The sequence below is a fragment of the Caloramator sp. Dgby_cultured_2 genome, from assembly GCF_028872215.1.
GTDB lineage: Bacteria > Bacillota > Clostridia > Clostridiales > Caloramatoraceae > Caloramator > Caloramator australicus.
On record NZ_CP118396.1, the window covers coordinates 1,456,065 to 1,473,479 of the forward strand.

Consider the following 17,415-nt stretch of genomic DNA (forward strand, 5'->3'; position numbering starts at 1 on the left):
CTCGTTACTCTTCAAAAATATTTTCCTTAACATCCCTTTTTTCCGGAACAAGAACTATTTCCTTGCCATTTCCAACTGTGACTCCTTCCCTAATCCTTGCTCCATTACCTACAACGCTTTTTATAACGGTTGCCCCATCTTCGATCCTTACATCCTGCAGGATAACAGAATCCCTAACAACGGCATTTTTACCTATATAAACTCCCCTTGAAATTATGGAGTTTTTAACTTCACCATAAATTGTGCAGCCATCAACTATCATAGAATTTTCTACAACTGCTTCAGGTCCTATATACTGTGGTGGTAGGGAATAATCAACGGCATAAATTTTATTTACTCCCTCATAAAGATCTAGCTGGCAGTCTTCCTTTAAAGGTCCATATTGGCTTCCCAATAGCTCTCTACTGTTCCAACATCCTTCCAGTAGCCTTCAAATCTATAGGCATAGAGCTTTGCGCCTTCCTTTAACATCCTTGGGATCACGTTTTTGCCAAAATCGTTTGAAGAGGTTGGATCCTTTTGATCCTCCTTTAAAAAGTGCTTTAATCTATTCCAGTTAAAAACATATATTCCCATAGAGGCTAAATTGCTCTTTGGCTTTTTAGGTTTTTCTTCAAACTCATATATCCTTCCATCCTCGTGGGTATTCATAATGCCAAAACGGCTAGCCTCCTCAATTGGAACTTCAATTACTGCAATGGTGCAGTCTGCATTTTTCTCCTTATGATAGTCAAGCATTAAGTTATAGTCCATTTTATAAATATGGTCCCCTGAAAGGACAAGAACATATTCAGGGTTATAATAATCTATATAATTCATATTTTGATAAATCGCATCTGCCGTCCCCTTATACCAATTACCACCTGCCTCATGCTGATAGGGTGGAAGAATTCTAACTCCTCCAAACTTCCTGTCAAGATCCCAAGTCATTCCAATCCCAATATGGGCGTTTAATATAAGGGGCTGATACTGTGTTAATACCCCAACAGTATCTATGGATGAATTAGCACAGTTAGATAAAACAAAATCTATTATTCTATACTTCCCTCCAAAAGGCACTGCAGGCTTTGCATTGTTTTTAGTTAATGACTTTAATCTTGTTCCCTGGCCCCCGCAAGGACCATAGCTATTATTTCCTTTTACGCATTTTATTCACCCCTTCTTGTTTTTAAGACTATAAATGAATAGGGTGCTATTCTAATATTTATTGAATAGTCCCTTCCATGCCATGACTCCCTTAAAGATTTTATGCTGCCTTCGTTAATAAAATTACTTCCCGAATAAATATTTTTATCGCTATTGAAAACCTCTATATATTCATTTTCTTCAGGAACTCCTATTTTATAATCCTCATATTTTCCCCTTCCAAAATTGCATATAATAACTAAATAATCCTCCTTAGACCTTCTTATGAAGGATAAAATGCTTTGATTATTATTATTTGCATCGATCCATTCAAAACCTTCCCTTTATGGTCAAGCTCCCAAAGGGCTTTATTTTCTAAATAAAATCTGTTAAGATCCCTTACATATCTTTTAAGGGAATCATGAATTGGGTATTTTAAGAGGAACCACTCTAATTCCTCATAAAATCTCCATTCTATAAACTGTGCGATTTCTCCCCCATAAATAAAAGCTTTTTTCCAGGATGTGCCATCATGTAGCCATATAAAAGCCTAAGGTTTGCAAACTTTTCTTCATAGCTTCCTGACATTTTATCTATGAGGGATTTTTTCCCATGAACTACCTCATCGTGGGATAAGGGAAGAATGAAGTTTTCAGAATAAGCATACATCATTGAAAAAGTTAAAAGGTTATGGTTATATTTTCTTTCCTCATCATTCATCGTCATATATCTTAAGGTATCGTTCATCCATCCCATGTTCCATTTATAATTAAACCCAAGGCCTCCATCATAGGTGGGATATGTAACTAATGGCCATGCTGTTGACTCCTCCGCTATCATAAGTGGATTATCAACATTTAAGAAAATGGCTTTATTTAGTTTTTTCAAAAACTCAACCGCATCTAAATTTTCAATGCCTCCAAATTTATTTCTTATATTCAAATGCTCTTTACCAAAGTTTAAATAAAGCATTGCTGCAACCGCATCAACCCTAAGGCCATCCACGTGAAATTCCTTAAACCAATAAAGGGCATTGGAGATTAAAAAGCTCTGGACATGACCCTTTGAATAATCAAAATTAGCTGTTCCCCAGTCAAAATTATCTCCTATCATTGGGTCTTCATGTTCGTAAAGATGTGCCCCATCGAAATTATAAAGTCCGTGCTCGTCCCTGCAAAAATGTCCCGGTGCCCAGTCAAGAATTACTCCAATTCCCTCCCTGTGCATTTTATCTATAAAATATTTAAAATCCTCGGGAGTTCCGTATCTTGATGTTGGGGAGAAATATCCCGTAATTTGATAACCCCAGGAAGCATCTAAAGGATGTTCCATTATAGGTAAAAGCTCTACATGGGTATATCCCATTTCCTTGACATATTTAGAGAGCTCATCGGCAATTTCTCTGTAGTTTAAAAAATCTTCTCCCTTCTTTTTCCACGAACCTAAGTGAACCTCATAAATATTTAAGGGACTTTTAAAATAGTTTATGCTTTTTCTTTTTCCATCCATTCGCCATCCTGCCACTTATAGTCTTTATCTTCATATACTATAGATGCAGTATTTGGCCTTAACTCAGAAAACCTTGCATATGGGTCAGCCTTTAAAACTTTAGTCCCATCGGCCTTTATTATTTCATACTTGTATAAATCTCCTTCTTTTATATTTTCATTAAAGAGCCACCAAAACCCAGAATCTAAAACCTTTATCATTTTATGATTATCCCCATTCCAACCGTTAAAATCTCCAACCACTCTAACTTCCCTTGCCTTTGGTGCATATGTTATAAAAACTGCACCTTTTTTGCCTTGATGCTCAACTATTCTACTTCCTAGAAACTCATATGCATTAAAATGTTCTCCCCTTAAATATTTATTTATATCAGAAGCATAAATCGTATGTCTTCTTTTCACCTTTATCCCCCCAAACCCTAAAGTTTTATTTATAATTATACAACATAATTCATAAATTACCAGAATTTTAACTAAATCTTAACTCAAATTCAATCTCGTCTTTAATTGGAATTTCATAGTTGCCTATAAGTGGTATCTGGGGCTTTATACATCTTGCCCTTTTGACGGCATCTTTATAAATAGCAACCATTTCAAACCCATTTTTTGATAAAACTTCATGGCATCTATATTATCATTGGTGGTTATTAAAAAAATCCTTTGGCATTCTTTCTTTGCAATGCTAGTTAATTCCTTTAAAAGTTTGGAACCCACCCCAATATTTTTAACTAAGCTCTCTAATAGAACTATTTCACATTCAGCCTTTTCTATGCTGTATATTAAAAAACCCAATATTTCGCCTTCTGAAACTGCGATAAGCCATGGAAGTTCAATTATCCTGTGGACTTTTCCCTTTGAAAGGATTATATCAGAACCCCATTCCCTTTTAATGCCCTCCATTAATACTTTTTTTCTTCAATATCTGCATATTTTATTATTATATCCTTCTTATCATAGTTAAAAATTTGCTCAACCAAGTTTTTAAATTCATCATACATTTTAAGTCCTTTAAGTTCCTCCAGAGCCTTTACTAAGCTTTCATAATACCATTTTTGATCCTCATATCCTGCATTAAACTTTTCCCAAACCTTTTTCCCAAGCCTTTTATAATCCCTATAGGTGCTTCTTATGTTGCTCAGTTTATCGGCACAAATTAGCATTTTAATATCCCTTGAAGCCCCTTTTACAAATTCTATTGTATGCTCCTTTCTTTCCCTCCAAGTTTTTATCTCTTCTTCTTGTGTTAATTTTTCCTTTGTTTTAACCTTTAAAGGCTCAGAAGCTGCAAGGATAAGATCTATTGTCCTTCTGCTGAAATTATTTTTTAACTTGTTTAAAAGCTCCTCCCTATTTCCTGTAGTATCTTCAAGCGTATCATGTAAAATAGCAGCATTTAAAAGCTCCTCATCTGCACCGTTTTCGTAAAGTATTATCGCAACCTCAATCGGATGAATTATATATGGAATGGAAGAGCCCTTCCTTAGCTGTTTCTTATGGACATCCCATGCAATTTTTAAAGCTAAAAATTCATCTTAACACCTCGCCGCTGCCAATTTTTGTTTATTATTTATATTTTAATAAATAAAAAAATATTAGGCAACAAAAATGCCGCCTAATATCCGAAGGTTTTTAACTTCTTTTAGCATTTTTCTTATCTGAAGATCATATGGACATCTTGTTTCACATATTCCACATTCTCTACAATCAGAAGCATGGGCTTTTAAATTATTATATCTTTCCTTTGCCCAATCCTTAAGGTCGTAATTAACATAATATCCCCTTAATATGAAGCTAAATGGAATATCAATCCCCTGTGGGCATGGTGCGCAGTAACCACATCTTCTGCAAAATTCCTTATCCATTTCTTTATAAATATTATCGCAAAGTTCTATTTCATCCTTAGTTATTTCCTCCTTGCTTGCAGATACATTCTCAATAACTTCTTGTATGCTTGCCATTCCAGGGATTGCTGTTGAAATAAAATCATCCTTTAAAATAAATTTTAAAGCAAGTTTCCCATCGGATAAAACCCCACCAGCCATTGGTTTCATTGCAATAATGCCAATATTTCTTTCCTTTGCTAGTTTAAAAGTTTCAATAGCTTGTCTTTCAACAACGTTATATGGATACATAATGGTTTCAACTAATGGATTTTCTATCATATGTTTTAACATATCAAGGCTATGGGAAGTTACCCCGATATGCCTTATTATCCCCTTTTCCTTTGCCTCTAATAATGCCTTTAGTGCTCCATTTTCACCAAAAGCTTCTTTATATGAAGCAATATCCTTTACATTATGAAGCTGATATAAATCAATATAATCCGTATTCAAATTCTTAAGGCTTATTTCTATATCCCTTTTCATATCTTCATAGCTTCTTGCCATTGATTTAGTAGCAATTATCCAATTTTTTCTTCTTCCCTTTAGGGCCTTTCCAATATATTCTTCACTGCAGGAGTAAGCCCTTGCTGTATCTATAAAATTTATCCCCGTCTCCTCTGCCTTATGAATAACCTTTGCTGCCTCTTCTTGAGTTAACTTTTGAATTGGAATTCCTCCAAACCCTATTTCTGAGACCTTAAGATGGGTTTTCCCTAAAACTCTATATTTCATGAACACTTTCCCCCAAATTGCTTCATATTATATCATAGTGTAAAATTATTGTAGGACGAAAAAAGACAAAAATTTAAAAGAGACAACCCCTGTGATAAAATAAAAGTGAAAAAACACACAAACCAATAAGGGGTGTCTCTTTTGAATAATATTATACAACAACATTTAATAAATTTCACTACTAAATTAATAAAAAATGTTGAAGAAACTATATCAAAAGAATGGGATCTAACAAAACTTGTTGATGTAGTTAAAAAAATGACTGATGAATTAGGAGCAAACATAATAAAGGACTTTTTAGAAGAATTAGATAAAACGATTAAAGAAGATGAAAAAAGGAAAAAGGGATGGGTAGTAGAAAGGAAAGACAAGAAAAAGATTGTAACAATGCTAGGCGAAATAGAATATGCAAGAACGTATTACAAATCTAAGAAGAATGGGGAATATAGATATTTACTTGATGAAATTATAGGGATAAGCAAACATGAGAAGGTAGATAAAGAAGTAAAGATAAAGCTGGTGGAGAACGCAATTAATATGTCCTATGAGGAGAGTAGTAAAATAACATGTCCGGAGAAACTAAGTAGACAGGCAGTATTTAATGCAATAAGACAGGTAGGAGAAGTAGAAGTAAAAGGGAAGTAAAAGAAAAGAGGAAAGTAAGGGTGCTATACATAGAAGCAGATGAGGATCATGTGGCATTGCAGGATGGGAAGAAGGAGATGCCAAGGCTTGTATATATACATGAAGGAAGGCAAAGCAAAAATGGGAGAAACGAATTAAAGAATGTATATTACAAAGCATACGTTGGTGTAGAAGCTGAAGAAATATGGATAGATGTAGCGAATTATGTGTATGACAATTATGAAATAGAGAGCATAGAAAAGATATACATAGCAGGAGATGGAGCAAGATGGATAAAGGAAGGAATGGAATGGATTCCGAAAGCGAAATTTGTATTAGATAGATATCATTTGAACAAATACATAATAAGAGGGACAGCAAAGCGAGAAGAATATAGGCAAAAGATATGGGGAGCGATAAATGAAGGGGATAAGAAGGTTTTAAGGGAGATATTTAAGGAGTTAATAAATATAGCAGAAACTAAGACAGAAAAGGAGAGAGCAAAAGAAGCAAGGAGATATATATTAAATAACTGGGAAGGGATAGTAATATATAAAGAGGACGAGGATGTAATAGGATGCAGTGCAGAAGGGCATATAAGCCATGTATTATCAGCGAGATTAAGCAGTAGGCCATTAGGATGGAGTAAAGAGGGATTAAAGATAATGGCAAAGCTAAGGGTATTTAGCAGGAATGGAGGTAATTTAAGGGAAATAAGTATATACAAGGAAGATGTTGAAACATTTAGATTAAATAAAAAGAAGATAAAAGAAACAATTAAAAGAATAAATAATTCTTCACGAGAAGGAATAAATAATATAACAATATTAAACATTGGAAAAGTAACACCGATGTATAAGATATTAAAATCAATTAAATATGAAAATATAATTTAAAGTTTAAAAGTTTACGAAAGTCTTGATTTTAAACATTTTAGGGGGTTGTCTATAAAAAATTAACCTACAATATCTTGACACTATCTATTATATCCTTTCTTTGACTGTCTTATTTAATTTCTCTACAATATTATTATAGCACTTTATAAACTTTATTGTAAGCAAAAACACCAAAGGATTGACTTAATAAGATAAAGCTCATTTTTGTAGAATTTTGCGATATTTAATTTGCAGGAAAAATTGCAAATGTGTTGAATAATTATATGTGGTTGAATTTTAAAACAGTAGGTGGTAATATGAAAAACTCCGAATGCGAATGTAGATGTTTAAATGAGGTTATTTACGAGATGTTCAAAAAAAGCCCAAATGCTGTAATTTTGTCTGATAAAAACGGAGATATTTTACTTAAAAATAACACCTTTAATACTTTATTTAAAGGCAATCCTTCAAATATATTTAAGGCTTTGAATATTAATTCAAAGCAAGTTATTTCAGAACTTAAAATAAAAGGAGAATATGTAATAGAAAAGATTAGTCTTTTACTTAATGATTGCACATATTATTTTAAAGCAAATTTTTATTTTATTTGCCTTAAAGAAAAAGAATATATCGCCCTTATATTAAACAATATAACAGAACCAATTCTAATGGCCAAAAAGATCGAAGATGATGAGGCAATGCTAAAAAAATATTTAATGGAATAGAAGATATGATATTTATGACGGATTTAGAATGTAAAGTCACTTACTATTCCGCATCTGTTAGCAGAATACTCGGATATGATTCTAAAGAATTGATCGGGACAAATCTTCAATCTATAGTTCATCCAGAAGATCTAGATGAAGCAAAAAGAAATTTTATTCTTATTTGAACGGGGAACCGATTATAGATAATGTAAATTATAGGCTTTTAAGTAAAAATGGAGAATATATTTGGGTTTCTTTTTCCCATATATCCTTCATAGAAGAAAAAGGCAAAAAAATAGAACGATTATAATCTTAAGAGAAATTGCTGAAAGACTAAGACTTCAAATGGAATGGGAAAGACTTTCAAAGGAGCTTGAATATGAAAAGTTAAAAAGCGAATTTATATCAAAGGTATCCCACGAACTAAGAACTCCATTGAATGTCATATATGGTATAGTTCAGCTTCTTGAAATATTTAGAAAAAACGATGCTACCTTCATTGAAAACTATGATAAATTTTATCCTGTGTTAAAACAAAATATGTATAGGCTTTTAAGGCTGACAAATAATATAATAGATCTTACTAGTATTGATGCTGGATGTATGGGGCTTAATCTTGAAAATGTAAATATCGTTAGCCTAATTGAGGATATATGCACATCCGCAAATAATTATTTTAATGACAAAAATATAAAAATAATATATAACCCCCATTTTGAAGAAAAGTATATCGCCTGCGATGTTGAAAAGATTGAAAAGATAATTTTAAACATCTTATCAAATGCAATTAAATTTTCAAAGAAAGATAAAAAAATATTTGTAGAGGTTTCAGAGGAAGAGGATAATATATTAATAATAATAAAGGATAATGGAATTGGAATCCCAGATGAGCTACAAAAGGTTATCTTTGATAGGTTTAAGCAGGCGGATTTTAGCTTCACAAGGAAAAACGAAGGAAGTGGAATAGGTCTTTCTATAGCACAGGAATTTGTTAAAATGCATGGGGAGAAATAACTTTAAACAGCAAAGAAGGTGAGGGTTCTGAGTTTATAGTAAGACTTCCTAAAAATTACATTCAAGATGAGGTAGCTGCCACTAAAATAGTTAACAAAAATCATCTAGAAACAGTTAATATCGAGTTTTCAGATATCCAGTAGGGAAACCCTACTGGATATATTTATGCACATTTTTTATGTGTTCCTCATAGGTCTTACTAAACACATGGCCATTTCCTGACAATACGTAGTAAAGGTATTGATGTTTTTCTGGATTTAAGGCAGCTTCTATGGATTTTATTCCTGGTGATGCTATAGGCCCTGGAGGAAGACCTATGATCTTATAAGTATTATATGGCGATTCAAATTTATAGTCTTTGTAATAGAGCCTGTTTATATGCTTTTCCCCTTTTGTTATCGCATATATAACCGTTGCATCAATCTGCAAAGGCATGTTCCTCTGCAATCTATTATAAATTACGCCGGATATCCTTCTTCTTTCTTCATCATTATAGCTTTCCTTTTCAATTAATGAAGCAATAGTTATAACTTCCCTTAAGGATAAGTTTAATTCCTTTTGCCTTTTTATAAATGGCTTGTATTTATTAATAAACCTTTCAAACATAATGTTTATTATTTCCTTTGAGGTTAAATTGTAAGGAATATAATAGGTATCCGGATACAAATAACCTTCAAGCTCATAATAGGCATTTTTATCTAATTGAATTAATCCTTCTTTATCAAAATCCGAAATCTTTGCATTTAACAAATCTTCCTTCTTTAATAATCCCTTTTCTTCTAATTTTTTGCTATCTGATAAAGATTATACCCTTCTGGAATAGTAACTATAGCAAAGTCCGACTTTCCCGATGTTAGTTTTTTAAATAAAAAGTCTAAATCTTTATTGGTGGAAATTATATAGTTCCCAACCATTATGTTCCTATCAAATCCTTTTATTTTTGCATAATAAAGAAAAAAATTTTTGATCTTATAACCTTTTTATTAAGTAAATATTCAGCTATTTTATTAATACTATCCCCCTGTTTAACTATAAAATAAACTTCTGATTTGTTGTAAAGCCTCATGTTGACTTTATAATAATATGTAAAACCCAAAAATAAAAATACAAACAAAAAAAATACACCAATAAATTTATAATGCCTTTTCATACCCTCACTCCTAAATAGTTCTCATATATATTATACAACAATATATGCATTATAAAATAAATTTTTTAAGCCCCGTGAAGGATTTCTTTGGATTCGCTTTATCGCTTGAGCTATCTGTCCCTTTTAGTCCTTCCGGGGCTTTTTATAAGATTATTCCTTTAAAATTATTTTTGGCACATATCTAAAAAATATTTATGAAATTCAAGATTATCCGTAAGCTCTGGATGGAAGGCTGTAGCAAGCATATTCCTTTGCCTTGCTGCAACTATTTTACCTCCAACACTGCCTAAAATTGTAACATCATCTGATAATATTCTTGAAATATAAGGTGCTCTAATAAAAACCAAAGGAATTGGATTATTTGAAACTCCATTTATTATAGCATTTTCAATAAAGCTATTTATTTGGCTGCCAAAGGCATTTCTTTCCACCTCAATGTCCATAACTTCAAGATGTCTCCTTGTATCGTTTTTTATTTCCTTTGCAAGCAAAATCATACCTGCACAGGTCCCCCAAACTGGTAGGCCTTCTTTTATGAGCTTTTTAAGTTTATCTTTAATACCATTTTCTGAAATTATTTTCCCTATAGTCGTGCTCTCTCCACCTGGTAAAATAATGCCATCTATATCATCTAAATCCTCTTTCTTTTTAACCTCTATCGTTTGAACACCTAAAGCTTTAAGATGGTTTATATGTTCTATAACCCCACCTTGGATTGACAAAACCCCAATTTTCATAATTACCAACCTCTTTCTGAAAGGGAAGTTTCTATTTCCTTAACATCAAGTCCAAACATAGGCTCCCCTAAGTCTTCTGAAATTTCAGCTAAAACCTTTGGATCATTGTAATAAGTAGTTGCAAGAACTATTGCCCTTGCTCTTTTTCAGGATTTTGGGATTTAAATATTCCAGAGCCTACAAAAACGCCTTCAGCACCAAGCTGCATCATTAATGCAGCATCGGCTGGTGTTGCAATTCCACCTGCAGCAAAATTAACAACGGGAAGCTTTCCCTCCCTCCAAACATATTCAACAAGGTGATAAGGTGCCTCAAGTTCCTTTGCGAAGGTCATAAGTTCTTCATAGGGTGCATTTTTTACTCTTCTTATATCCTCCATGATTTGTCTTAAGTGCCTTACTGCCTCTACTACATTTCCCGTTCCTGCTTCTCCCTTTGTTCTTATCATTGCTGCACCTTCGCCAATTCTTCTTAGTGCTTCACCTAAATTTCTTGCACCGCATACAAAGGGAACCTTAAAGGCCCATTTGTTTATATGATATTTATCATCAGCAGGAGTTAAAACTTCGCTTTCATCGATATAATCTATCTCTAAGGCCTCCAGAATTTGTGCCTCAACAAAATGTCCAATTCTACACTTTGCCATAACCGGAATTGAAACAGCCGATTTTATTTCCTTAATCAATTTAGGATCTGACATCCTTGCAACCCCGCCCTGCCTTCTAATATCAGCTGGAACCCTCTCAAGGGCCATTACAGCACATGCACCTGCTTTTTCAGCAATTTCTGCCTCTTTAGCATTCGTAACGTCCATTATTACGCCACCCTTTAGCATCCTCGCAAGATCAGCATTTAATTTAAACCTTTCCATAAATTCCCTCCTTATATGTATCGATACAATTAGTTTTTAAATATTTCATAATTATTCTAGCATTGTTTTTAAATTAGTCAATATTGTTTTCATACATTGTTATTTGTCAAAAAATAAATAAATATTGTATTTGGGTCAAAAATTTTATATACTATTTAGGCATATTCTTTTCAAGGGGAGATATTATGTTTTACAAAGGAGCCCTCAGCAAGATAAATAAAGGAGGATTTTGGAACATGCTTGTGATTGATGGTGTTGTTGGTGCCGGTAAAACCACATTGATGAAAATATTAAAGGAAGAAGGCTTTGTTCCCTTTGAGGAACCTGTATATAATAACCCTATCCTGGAAAAGTTTTATTACGATAGGCATAGATATAGTTTTCCTTTGCAGATATTTTTTCTAAATAAAAGATTTAAACATATCAAGGAAGCCTCAAAGGTAGAAAACGCTGTAATGGACAGAAGTATATATGGCGACGTTATATTCGCTAAGATGCTGATGGAAAGCGGCGAGATGTCCCCTGAGGAATTTGAACTTTACATAGAGCTATTCGAAAACATGATAGAACATTGCCACCCTCCAAAGCTCATGGTTTACCTTGAAATTTCTGTAGATGAGGCAATAAGAAGGATTAACCTAAGGGGAAGATCTTATGAAAAGATAGTTGAAAGGGAATATTGGGAAAGATTAAATAGACATTACAAAGAATACTTCGATCAATATTCAATATCGCCAATTCTTAAAATAAACGTAGACAACCTTGATTTTGAAAATAATTTAGAACACCGCCAAATTGTTATTAATAAAATTAAAGAATATCTTAAAAAATAACTTGGGCAATCTTTTTAGGTTGCCCTTTTTATATTCTTCTAATTTTGAATAAAATGCCTTTTTATAGAAAAAATATTAATAAAAACAAACTAATGGAGTATGAATATGTGGAAAATATTTAAAAAGCCTAATCCCGACACTAAAATTTCTCCTAATATCCATGATAATTTAAAAACAATTAAGGAAATTTTTAAAAAGATAAAACATTTGTTGCTAGATGCTTTGAGAAAAATAATAAAACTTTATGTTTGATTTATATCAATGGCATGGTAAAAGAAGATATTATTAACAGGGACATCATAGCACGAATTTTGGACAGCAAAATAGAAAGAAATAAACTTTCTTTATTAAATTATTTAGAAAGGCACATATTGTCAACAAGCCATCTTGAAAAAGTCAAGACCTTGAATATGCAATTAGTTCAATCCTTATGGGTAAAGCAGTTTTATTCATAGATGGTGAATTAGAAGTTCTAATTTTTAATGTAAAAGAGAATAACTTACGTTCTATAGAAGAACCTTCCTCCGAAACAATAGTCAGAGGACCAAGGGAGGGTTTTAATGAATCTTTAATTACCAATCTTCATCTTATAAGGAATCGAATACCTCATCCAGATTTAAAGTTTGTTTTTAAGGAAATTGGCAGATACACAAAAACCCCCATTTGTATTGCATATATATCAAGCATTGCTTCAGATAAAATACTTCAAGAGGTCAAAAAAGGCTAGATGAGATCAATATTGACGGAATATTGGATTCTGGATATATTGCAGATTTAATTTGTGACCATCCTCTATGCACCTTTCAAACAATTGGCTATACAGAAAGACCTGATGTTGTCTGCGGAAAACTATTAGAAGGAAGAATTGCTATTGTAGTTGGCGGTTCTCCTTTTGTTTTAACATTACCATATTTATTTTTAGAGACCTTTCAATCTAATGAGGATTATTATACCCACTGGGCTTTAGCATCATTTAACCGAATTTTAAGGTTATTAGGATTTTTCCTATCTACAACCATTCCTTCTTTATATGTAGCACTAGCAAACTACCATCAAGAGCTTTTACCTACTCCTTTACTTCTTAGCATTGCTGCTGCAAGAGAAGGTGTTCCTTTTCCAACAATTGTTGAAGCCTTTAGTATGATCATTATCTTTGAAGTCCTTAGGGAAGCTGGGACAAGACTTCCAAAGCCTGTCGGGCAGGCAGTTAGTATAGTTGGCGTTCTTGTTATAGGTGAAGCAGCTGTAGGAGCAAGATTTGTAAGTGCTCCAATGGTTATTATTACTGCCCTTACTGGAATTACTGAATTTTTAATCCCACAGTTAACAGCATCTGTAATATTGTTTAGATTTATTATTCTTTTCTTTACAGCTTTTTAGGTCTCTACGGAACTATGTTTGGACTAGTTATTATGTTTATTCAACTTTTTTCCATGAAAAGTTTTGGAGCGCCATATACACTTCACTCCTTTACAATAGATTTTCAAAACATAAAGGATACTGCTATTAGAGTGCCATGGTGGGCTATGAAGTTGAGGCCTATTATATTAGGAGCAAAACAAAGTTAGAAATAAATCTAAATTTATAGCAAGGGGAAAGTATAATGGTAAAAACAATTAAATTAACTCTTCTATCTTTTATAATTCTTTTATTAACCTCGTGCTGGAACTACAAAGAAATCGATAAAATTGCACCTGCTGCTGGTGTATCCTTCGACTATGATGAAAAGAAAAATTCTTATATTTTAACTTGTTGAAATCGTAAACCTTAAAAATACAAGCAGTGGGACTGAATTATTGCCGGAATATTTTACATCAGAAGGGAAAACAATACTTGATGCGATTAGAAATATGATTTCTGTAAGCGGTCGAAAGATATATTGGTCCCATGCAAAGGTGGTATTTATTAGCGAAAAGATTGCCAAAAGAGGTATAATCGATGTCCTTGATTTTATAGAAAGGGATACGGAAGTTAGAACTGACATGAAAATCGTTCTAGTAAAAGGTAAAAAGGCTAGTGAAATTTTTAATACCTCCAATAAACTTGAAAAAATCGTATCATATCATGTCGATGAGATGTTAGAAAACTCAATATATATTTCTAAGTATCCAAAGGTTGAACTTTGGGACCTTATTAATCAAATTCAATTTGATATTTCTACTGCTATACTTCCAGTTGCATATATAGTTGAAGATAACGATAGGAAAATAATCAACATTTCTGGTTCAGCAATTTTTAAAGAAGCTAAAATGATTGCATTCTTAAATGATGCATATACTAAAAACCTACTCTTTTTACGAAATAAAATTTATGGAGGAATTCTCCCCATAAATAATGTTCTAGGAACAGAAAGCAGTGTATCCTTTGAAATTTATAAATCCAAAACAAAAGTAAAACCTATTTTAATTGATAATAAAATTTTATTCAAAATTAATTTATCTGTCGATGTTGTATTAAAAGAAGTTTCTGGGCAAATAGATTTCATCGAAGAAAAAAACTTGAAAGCCTTAAAAATTATGCACAAGAAAAAATAAAAAATGATATACTAAATACCTTCTATTATGTAAGGGATACATACGCTCTGGATGTATTCGGCTTTAGCAGATTAGTAAAAATTAATTATCCTCAGTTTTGGAAAAACAATAAATATAGATGGGAATCACTATTTAGTAATTCAGAGCTAGATCTTGATGTCAAACTAAACATTATAGGAACTTCAACAACAAATAAAATAATCAAGGTAGGGAAATGATCATGGCCAAGACAATTGTTACAATATTAGCATATTTGATTCTTTTTTATTAGATTTTTAGACGTTTTTAATACAAAGGATAAAAAAAGATTTCAGTATACCTTCTTTTTTATTTTTCTGCCTTTATATTGAGCCTATTAATTTCACTTGACATAAGAATTCCCAGTTTAGATTTTACTATTAAAAAATATTTTTGATTGAGGTAGATATGATGAAAAGAGAAACTATTTCAACAAGGCAAGGAATTTATATTATGTCGATGTTCATAATCGGAAGTTCGGTTATTATTGGTGTTGGCGGAAAAGCAAAAATGATGTTTGGCTTGCTATTATAATAGCTATTTTGTCTTCATTAGTAGTTTCATATATTTATTCTCAAATATTAAATAGCTTTCCTGGAATAGATTTTATTGATATTCTAAAAAATTATTTGGAAGATTCTTAGGTCGAATCATTGGAGTCGTTTTTGTCTGGTTTTCCTTTCACTTAGGTTCATTAGTAATAAGGGATTTTGGTGAATTCATTAAAACCGTTGGTCTGCCCAATACACCTAATTCAATTATTATGGCTTTTGCTGCAATTTTGGCTACAATTTCTGTTAGAAGCGGTATAGAAATGATTGGAAGAGCTTGCGAGGTATTTTTGGCTGCTTATAAGCATTTTATTTATTACCGTTCCTTTCTTATTACCTAAAATGGATATAAACAACCTCCGTCCTTTTCTTTATGATGGAATAAAACCTGTAATATCAGGTTCTTTTAGCTTATTTTCCTTTCCCTTTGCAGAAACTGTTGTATTTTTATTTATTCTTCCATATATAAACAAAAAGGAATATTATAAAGTATATTCTTCAGCTATACTCATTTCAGGAAGTATTCTAATTATAACATCATTGAGAAACATAATGGTTATTGGTGCTGATACTTTATCAAGAAATTATTTTGCATCCTATACCGTTGTCAGCAGAATAAAAGTTGGGGATTTTTTTCAAAGAATTGAAAGCTTTGTTGCCATAGCCTTTTCCTTTTATGCCTTTGCAAAAATCAATGTCTGTCTTTATGCTACTTCAATTGGAATATCAAAAGTATTCGGATTTGATGATTACCGCTTTCTAGTAACACCTGTTGGACTTCTTATGTTAAACTATGCAATCATTTCTTATGAAAATATTATGCAGTTATTTGATTGGGCTGCTATAATATGGCCTTATTATGCCCTTCCCTTTGAAGTAATAATTCCGTTCATAATCTTTATTTACATTAAAATTACTAAGAAGTGAACAGAACTAATAATTAATATTAAGTTATTTTTGAATAATTATATATTGCATCGTATAAATATTTATGTTAAAATTGCAACTAAATATTGTTATGGGGGTGAAAGGATGGCTATTGTCGTGCAAAAATACGGTGGAAGTTCCGTTGCTACTCCTGAAAAAATTAAAAATGTTGCAAAGTGGGTTATAAAAAAGAAACAGGAGGGAAATGATGTTGTTGTTGTAATTTCAGCAATGGGAGATACCACCGATGAACTTATAGACCTTGCAAAAAGATAACTGAACATCCAGATAAAAGAGAACTCGACGCCATATTGGCAACTGGTGAAATGGTTTCTAGCGCCCTACTTGCAATGGCTATAAAATCCTTAGGATATGACGCAATTTCAATGAACGCCTTTCAGATAGAACTTTTAACCGATGGAACATATGGAAAATCTCTAATTGAGGATATAAATGAAAGGGCTATTTTAGATAGATTAAAGGAAGGCAAAATAGTGGTTGTTGCTGGTTTTCAGGGAATTACTGAGGATGGTGATATCACAACCTTAGGTAGAGGTGGCTCCGATACAACAGCAATTGCAATCGCTGCAAAGTTAAAGGGAGAATGTCAAATATTCACCGATGTTGACGGCATTTACAGCGTCGATCCAAGGATTTATAGGGAAGCTAAAAAGATAGATGAAATAAGTTATGAAGAAATGCTTGAGCTATCTAGCCTTGGGGCTCAGGTTATGCATTCAAGATCTGTAGAGCTTGCTCAAAAGTTTAATATTCCTATTTATGTTGCTTTAAGCTGTAGCGATATAAAGGGAACTTATATAAGGGAGGTTGAAATAGTGGAACAAAAGCCCATAACTGGCATTGCAGTATCCGACAGTGATGTTGCTATTACTCTTCAAAACATCGAATACGATACAAATCTTTTATCAGACATATTCGAGGCTGTTGCCAGCAAAAGATAAATGTGGATATGATAAGCCAAACAGCTCCAATACACAATAAGGTAAATCTTTCCTTTACCATTCCAAAGGATGATTTAAGGGATTGCTTAGATGTCATTAAACCTTATTATAAAAAGGATGAAATTATAATCGATGAGGACATAACAAAATTTTCAGTTGTAGGGCTTGGGATGAAAACAACATCCGGAGTTGCATCAAGGATTTTTAAGCTATTCAAGCAAAATGATATAGAAGTTAAAATGATTACAACATCAGAAATAAGAATAACCTGTGCAATAAAACAGCAGGACAAAATGAAGGCAGTAGGTTTAGTTGCTAAAGAATTTAATTTATAAAAAGTCAAGTGCCTGGCACTTGACTTTTT

17 protein-coding genes and 6 pseudogenes are annotated in these 17,415 nt (G+C 32.5%); 12 read left to right on the forward strand and 11 right to left on the reverse strand.

The genetic code is table 11. The features are described from left to right. Positions 1-4: 4 nt before the first annotated feature. The 7 genes and pseudogenes from PWK10_RS09980 to PWK10_RS10010 all read right to left on the reverse strand — a co-directional run bounded on the left by PWK10_RS09980 (position 5) and on the right by PWK10_RS10010 (position 5,248). A pseudogene (locus tag PWK10_RS09980) lies at positions 5-1,124 on the reverse strand (glucose-1-phosphate adenylyltransferase). Between the two features lie 24 nt (positions 1,125-1,148). Next, positions 1,149-1,451 carry an alpha amylase C-terminal domain-containing protein gene (locus PWK10_RS09985; protein ID WP_274768222.1) on the reverse strand — a complete coding sequence of 101 codons (303 nt, stop codon included), beginning with the start codon at positions 1,449-1,451 and terminating at the stop codon, positions 1,149-1,151. 148 nt (positions 1,452-1,599) lie between these two features. After that, entirely contained in the window at positions 1,600-2,634 is a 1,035-nt protein-coding gene (glgB, locus tag PWK10_RS09990) for a 1,4-alpha-glucan branching enzyme (RefSeq protein ID WP_274765943.1), read from the reverse strand. Beyond that, the gene (locus tag PWK10_RS09995; RefSeq protein ID WP_274765944.1) at positions 2,610-3,035 is read right to left on the reverse strand and encodes a GlgB N-terminal domain-containing protein; all 426 of its coding nucleotides are present in this window, start codon (positions 3,033-3,035) and stop codon (positions 2,610-2,612) included. Before PWK10_RS09995 ends, glgB begins: the two co-directional genes overlap by 25 nt. Before the next feature lie 144 nt (positions 3,036-3,179). Further along, positions 3,180-3,533: a GNAT family N-acetyltransferase gene (locus PWK10_RS10000; RefSeq protein WP_274765945.1), complete on the reverse strand. Its 354-nt coding sequence runs from the start codon at positions 3,531-3,533 to the stop codon at positions 3,180-3,182. Beyond that, on the reverse strand, positions 3,533-4,144 hold the full coding sequence (locus PWK10_RS10005) for an HD domain-containing protein (RefSeq protein WP_274768223.1): 612 nt from the start codon (positions 4,142-4,144) through the stop codon (positions 3,533-3,535). The genes PWK10_RS10000 and PWK10_RS10005 overlap by 1 nt, the downstream gene beginning before the upstream one ends. Positions 4,145-4,225: 81 nt before the next feature. Further along, positions 4,226-5,248 carry an aldo/keto reductase gene (locus tag PWK10_RS10010; protein ID WP_274765946.1) on the reverse strand — a complete coding sequence of 341 codons (1,023 nt, stop codon included), beginning with the start codon at positions 5,246-5,248 and terminating at the stop codon, positions 4,226-4,228. Positions 5,249-5,380: 132 nt separating this feature from the next. Here PWK10_RS10010 and PWK10_RS10015 point away from each other — a divergent pair. The 4 genes and pseudogenes from PWK10_RS10015 (at position 5,381) to PWK10_RS10025 (ending at position 8,468) form a co-directional block, all read left to right on the forward strand. Then, positions 5,381-6,768, forward strand: a pseudogene (locus tag PWK10_RS10015) (ISLre2 family transposase). Positions 6,769-7,064: 296 nt separating this feature from the next. Beyond that, the gene (locus PWK10_RS10020) at positions 7,065-7,472 is read left to right on the forward strand and encodes a hypothetical protein (RefSeq protein WP_274765947.1); all 408 of its coding nucleotides are present in this window, start codon (positions 7,065-7,067) and stop codon (positions 7,470-7,472) included. A gap of 14 nt (positions 7,473-7,486) precedes the next feature. Beyond that, positions 7,487-7,639, forward strand: coding sequence for a PAS domain-containing protein (locus PWK10_RS19850; protein WP_446715243.1), 153 nt, complete (start codon positions 7,487-7,489; stop codon positions 7,637-7,639). 61 nt (positions 7,640-7,700) lie between these two features. After that, entirely contained in the window at positions 7,701-8,468 is a 768-nt protein-coding gene (locus tag PWK10_RS10025; protein ID WP_274765948.1) for a sensor histidine kinase, read from the forward strand. Between the two features lie 150 nt (positions 8,469-8,618). On the opposite strand, the gene mltG is transcribed toward PWK10_RS10025, so the two are convergent. The 4 genes and pseudogenes from mltG to pdxS all read right to left on the reverse strand — a co-directional run bounded on the left by mltG (position 8,619) and on the right by pdxS (position 11,226). Further along, the gene (gene mltG, locus PWK10_RS10030) at positions 8,619-9,218 is read right to left on the reverse strand and encodes an endolytic transglycosylase MltG (RefSeq protein ID WP_274765949.1); all 600 of its coding nucleotides are present in this window, start codon (positions 9,216-9,218) and stop codon (positions 8,619-8,621) included. Positions 9,219-9,247: 29 nt separating this feature from the next. Continuing rightward, a complete protein-coding gene (locus PWK10_RS10035; RefSeq protein WP_274765950.1) occupies positions 9,248-9,382 on the reverse strand; it encodes a hypothetical protein in 135 nt (44 codons plus the stop codon). A gap of 400 nt (positions 9,383-9,782) precedes the next feature. Beyond that, positions 9,783-10,355, reverse strand: coding sequence for a pyridoxal 5'-phosphate synthase glutaminase subunit PdxT (gene pdxT / locus PWK10_RS10040; protein WP_008907656.1), 573 nt, complete (start codon positions 10,353-10,355; stop codon positions 9,783-9,785). 2 nt (positions 10,356-10,357) lie between these two features. Then, positions 10,358-11,226: pseudogene (gene pdxS, locus PWK10_RS10045) on the reverse strand (pyridoxal 5'-phosphate synthase lyase subunit PdxS). 185 nt (positions 11,227-11,411) lie between these two features. Here pdxS and PWK10_RS10050 point away from each other — a divergent pair. The 8 genes and pseudogenes from PWK10_RS10050 to PWK10_RS10085 all read left to right on the forward strand — a co-directional run bounded on the left by PWK10_RS10050 (position 11,412) and on the right by PWK10_RS10085 (position 17,386). Further along, complete coding sequence (locus PWK10_RS10050; RefSeq protein ID WP_008907658.1) at positions 11,412-12,059, forward strand: deoxynucleoside kinase; 648 nt, start codon at positions 11,412-11,414, stop codon at positions 12,057-12,059. Between the two features lie 105 nt (positions 12,060-12,164). Continuing rightward, positions 12,165-12,311, forward strand: a complete 147-nt coding sequence (locus PWK10_RS10055; RefSeq protein ID WP_274765951.1) for a hypothetical protein — start codon at positions 12,165-12,167, stop codon at positions 12,309-12,311. Positions 12,312-12,489: 178 nt separating this feature from the next. After that, positions 12,490-13,627 (forward strand): annotated as a pseudogene (locus PWK10_RS10060) (spore germination protein). 35 nt (positions 13,628-13,662) lie between these two features. Next, positions 13,663-13,815 carry a hypothetical protein gene (locus PWK10_RS10065; protein ID WP_274765952.1) on the forward strand — a complete coding sequence of 51 codons (153 nt, stop codon included), beginning with the start codon at positions 13,663-13,665 and terminating at the stop codon, positions 13,813-13,815. A gap of 1 nt (position 13,816) precedes the next feature. After that, complete coding sequence (locus PWK10_RS10070) at positions 13,817-14,593, forward strand: Ger(x)C family spore germination protein (RefSeq protein ID WP_274768224.1); 777 nt, start codon at positions 13,817-13,819, stop codon at positions 14,591-14,593. Positions 14,594-15,022: 429 nt separating this feature from the next. Continuing rightward, a complete protein-coding gene (locus tag PWK10_RS10075; protein ID WP_274765953.1) occupies positions 15,023-15,145 on the forward strand; it encodes a hypothetical protein in 123 nt (40 codons plus the stop codon). Between the two features lie 118 nt (positions 15,146-15,263). Then, positions 15,264-16,089: pseudogene (locus PWK10_RS10080) on the forward strand (GerAB/ArcD/ProY family transporter). 105 nt (positions 16,090-16,194) lie between these two features. Then, positions 16,195-17,386: pseudogene (locus PWK10_RS10085) on the forward strand (aspartate kinase). Positions 17,387-17,415: the final 29 nt, after the last annotated feature.

What these genes read in the sequence shown, in the direction of transcription:
- PWK10_RS10065 (WP_274765952.1), top strand. Translation starts at nt 13,663, where the DNA reads ATGGTAAAAACAATTAAATTAACTCTTCTATCTTTTATAATTCTTTTA.
- PWK10_RS10000 (WP_274765945.1), bottom strand. Translation starts at nt 3,533, where the DNA reads ATGGAGGGCATTAAAAGGGAATGGGGTTCTGATATAATCCTTTCAAAG.
- PWK10_RS10075 (WP_274765953.1), top strand. Translation starts at nt 15,023, where the DNA reads ATGAAAAGAGAAACTATTTCAACAAGGCAAGGAATTTATATTATGTCG.
- glgB (WP_274765943.1), bottom strand. Translation starts at nt 2,634, where the DNA reads ATGGATGGAAAAAGAAAAAGCATAAACTATTTTAAAAGTCCCTTAAAT.
- PWK10_RS10010 (WP_274765946.1), bottom strand. Translation starts at nt 5,248, where the DNA reads ATGAAATATAGAGTTTTAGGGAAAACCCATCTTAAGGTCTCAGAAATA.
- PWK10_RS10035 (WP_274765950.1), bottom strand. Translation starts at nt 9,382, where the DNA reads ATGGTTGGGAACTATATAATTTCCACCAATAAAGATTTAGACTTTTTA.
- pdxT (WP_008907656.1), bottom strand. Translation starts at nt 10,355, where the DNA reads ATGAAAATTGGGGTTTTGTCAATCCAAGGTGGGGTTATAGAACATATA.
- PWK10_RS10055 (WP_274765951.1), top strand. Translation starts at nt 12,165, where the DNA reads ATGTGGAAAATATTTAAAAAGCCTAATCCCGACACTAAAATTTCTCCT.
- PWK10_RS10020 (WP_274765947.1), top strand. Translation starts at nt 7,065, where the DNA reads ATGAAAAACTCCGAATGCGAATGTAGATGTTTAAATGAGGTTATTTAC.
- PWK10_RS19850 (WP_446715243.1), top strand. Translation starts at nt 7,487, where the DNA reads ATGACGGATTTAGAATGTAAAGTCACTTACTATTCCGCATCTGTTAGC.
- PWK10_RS10050 (WP_008907658.1), top strand. Translation starts at nt 11,412, where the DNA reads ATGTTTTACAAAGGAGCCCTCAGCAAGATAAATAAAGGAGGATTTTGG.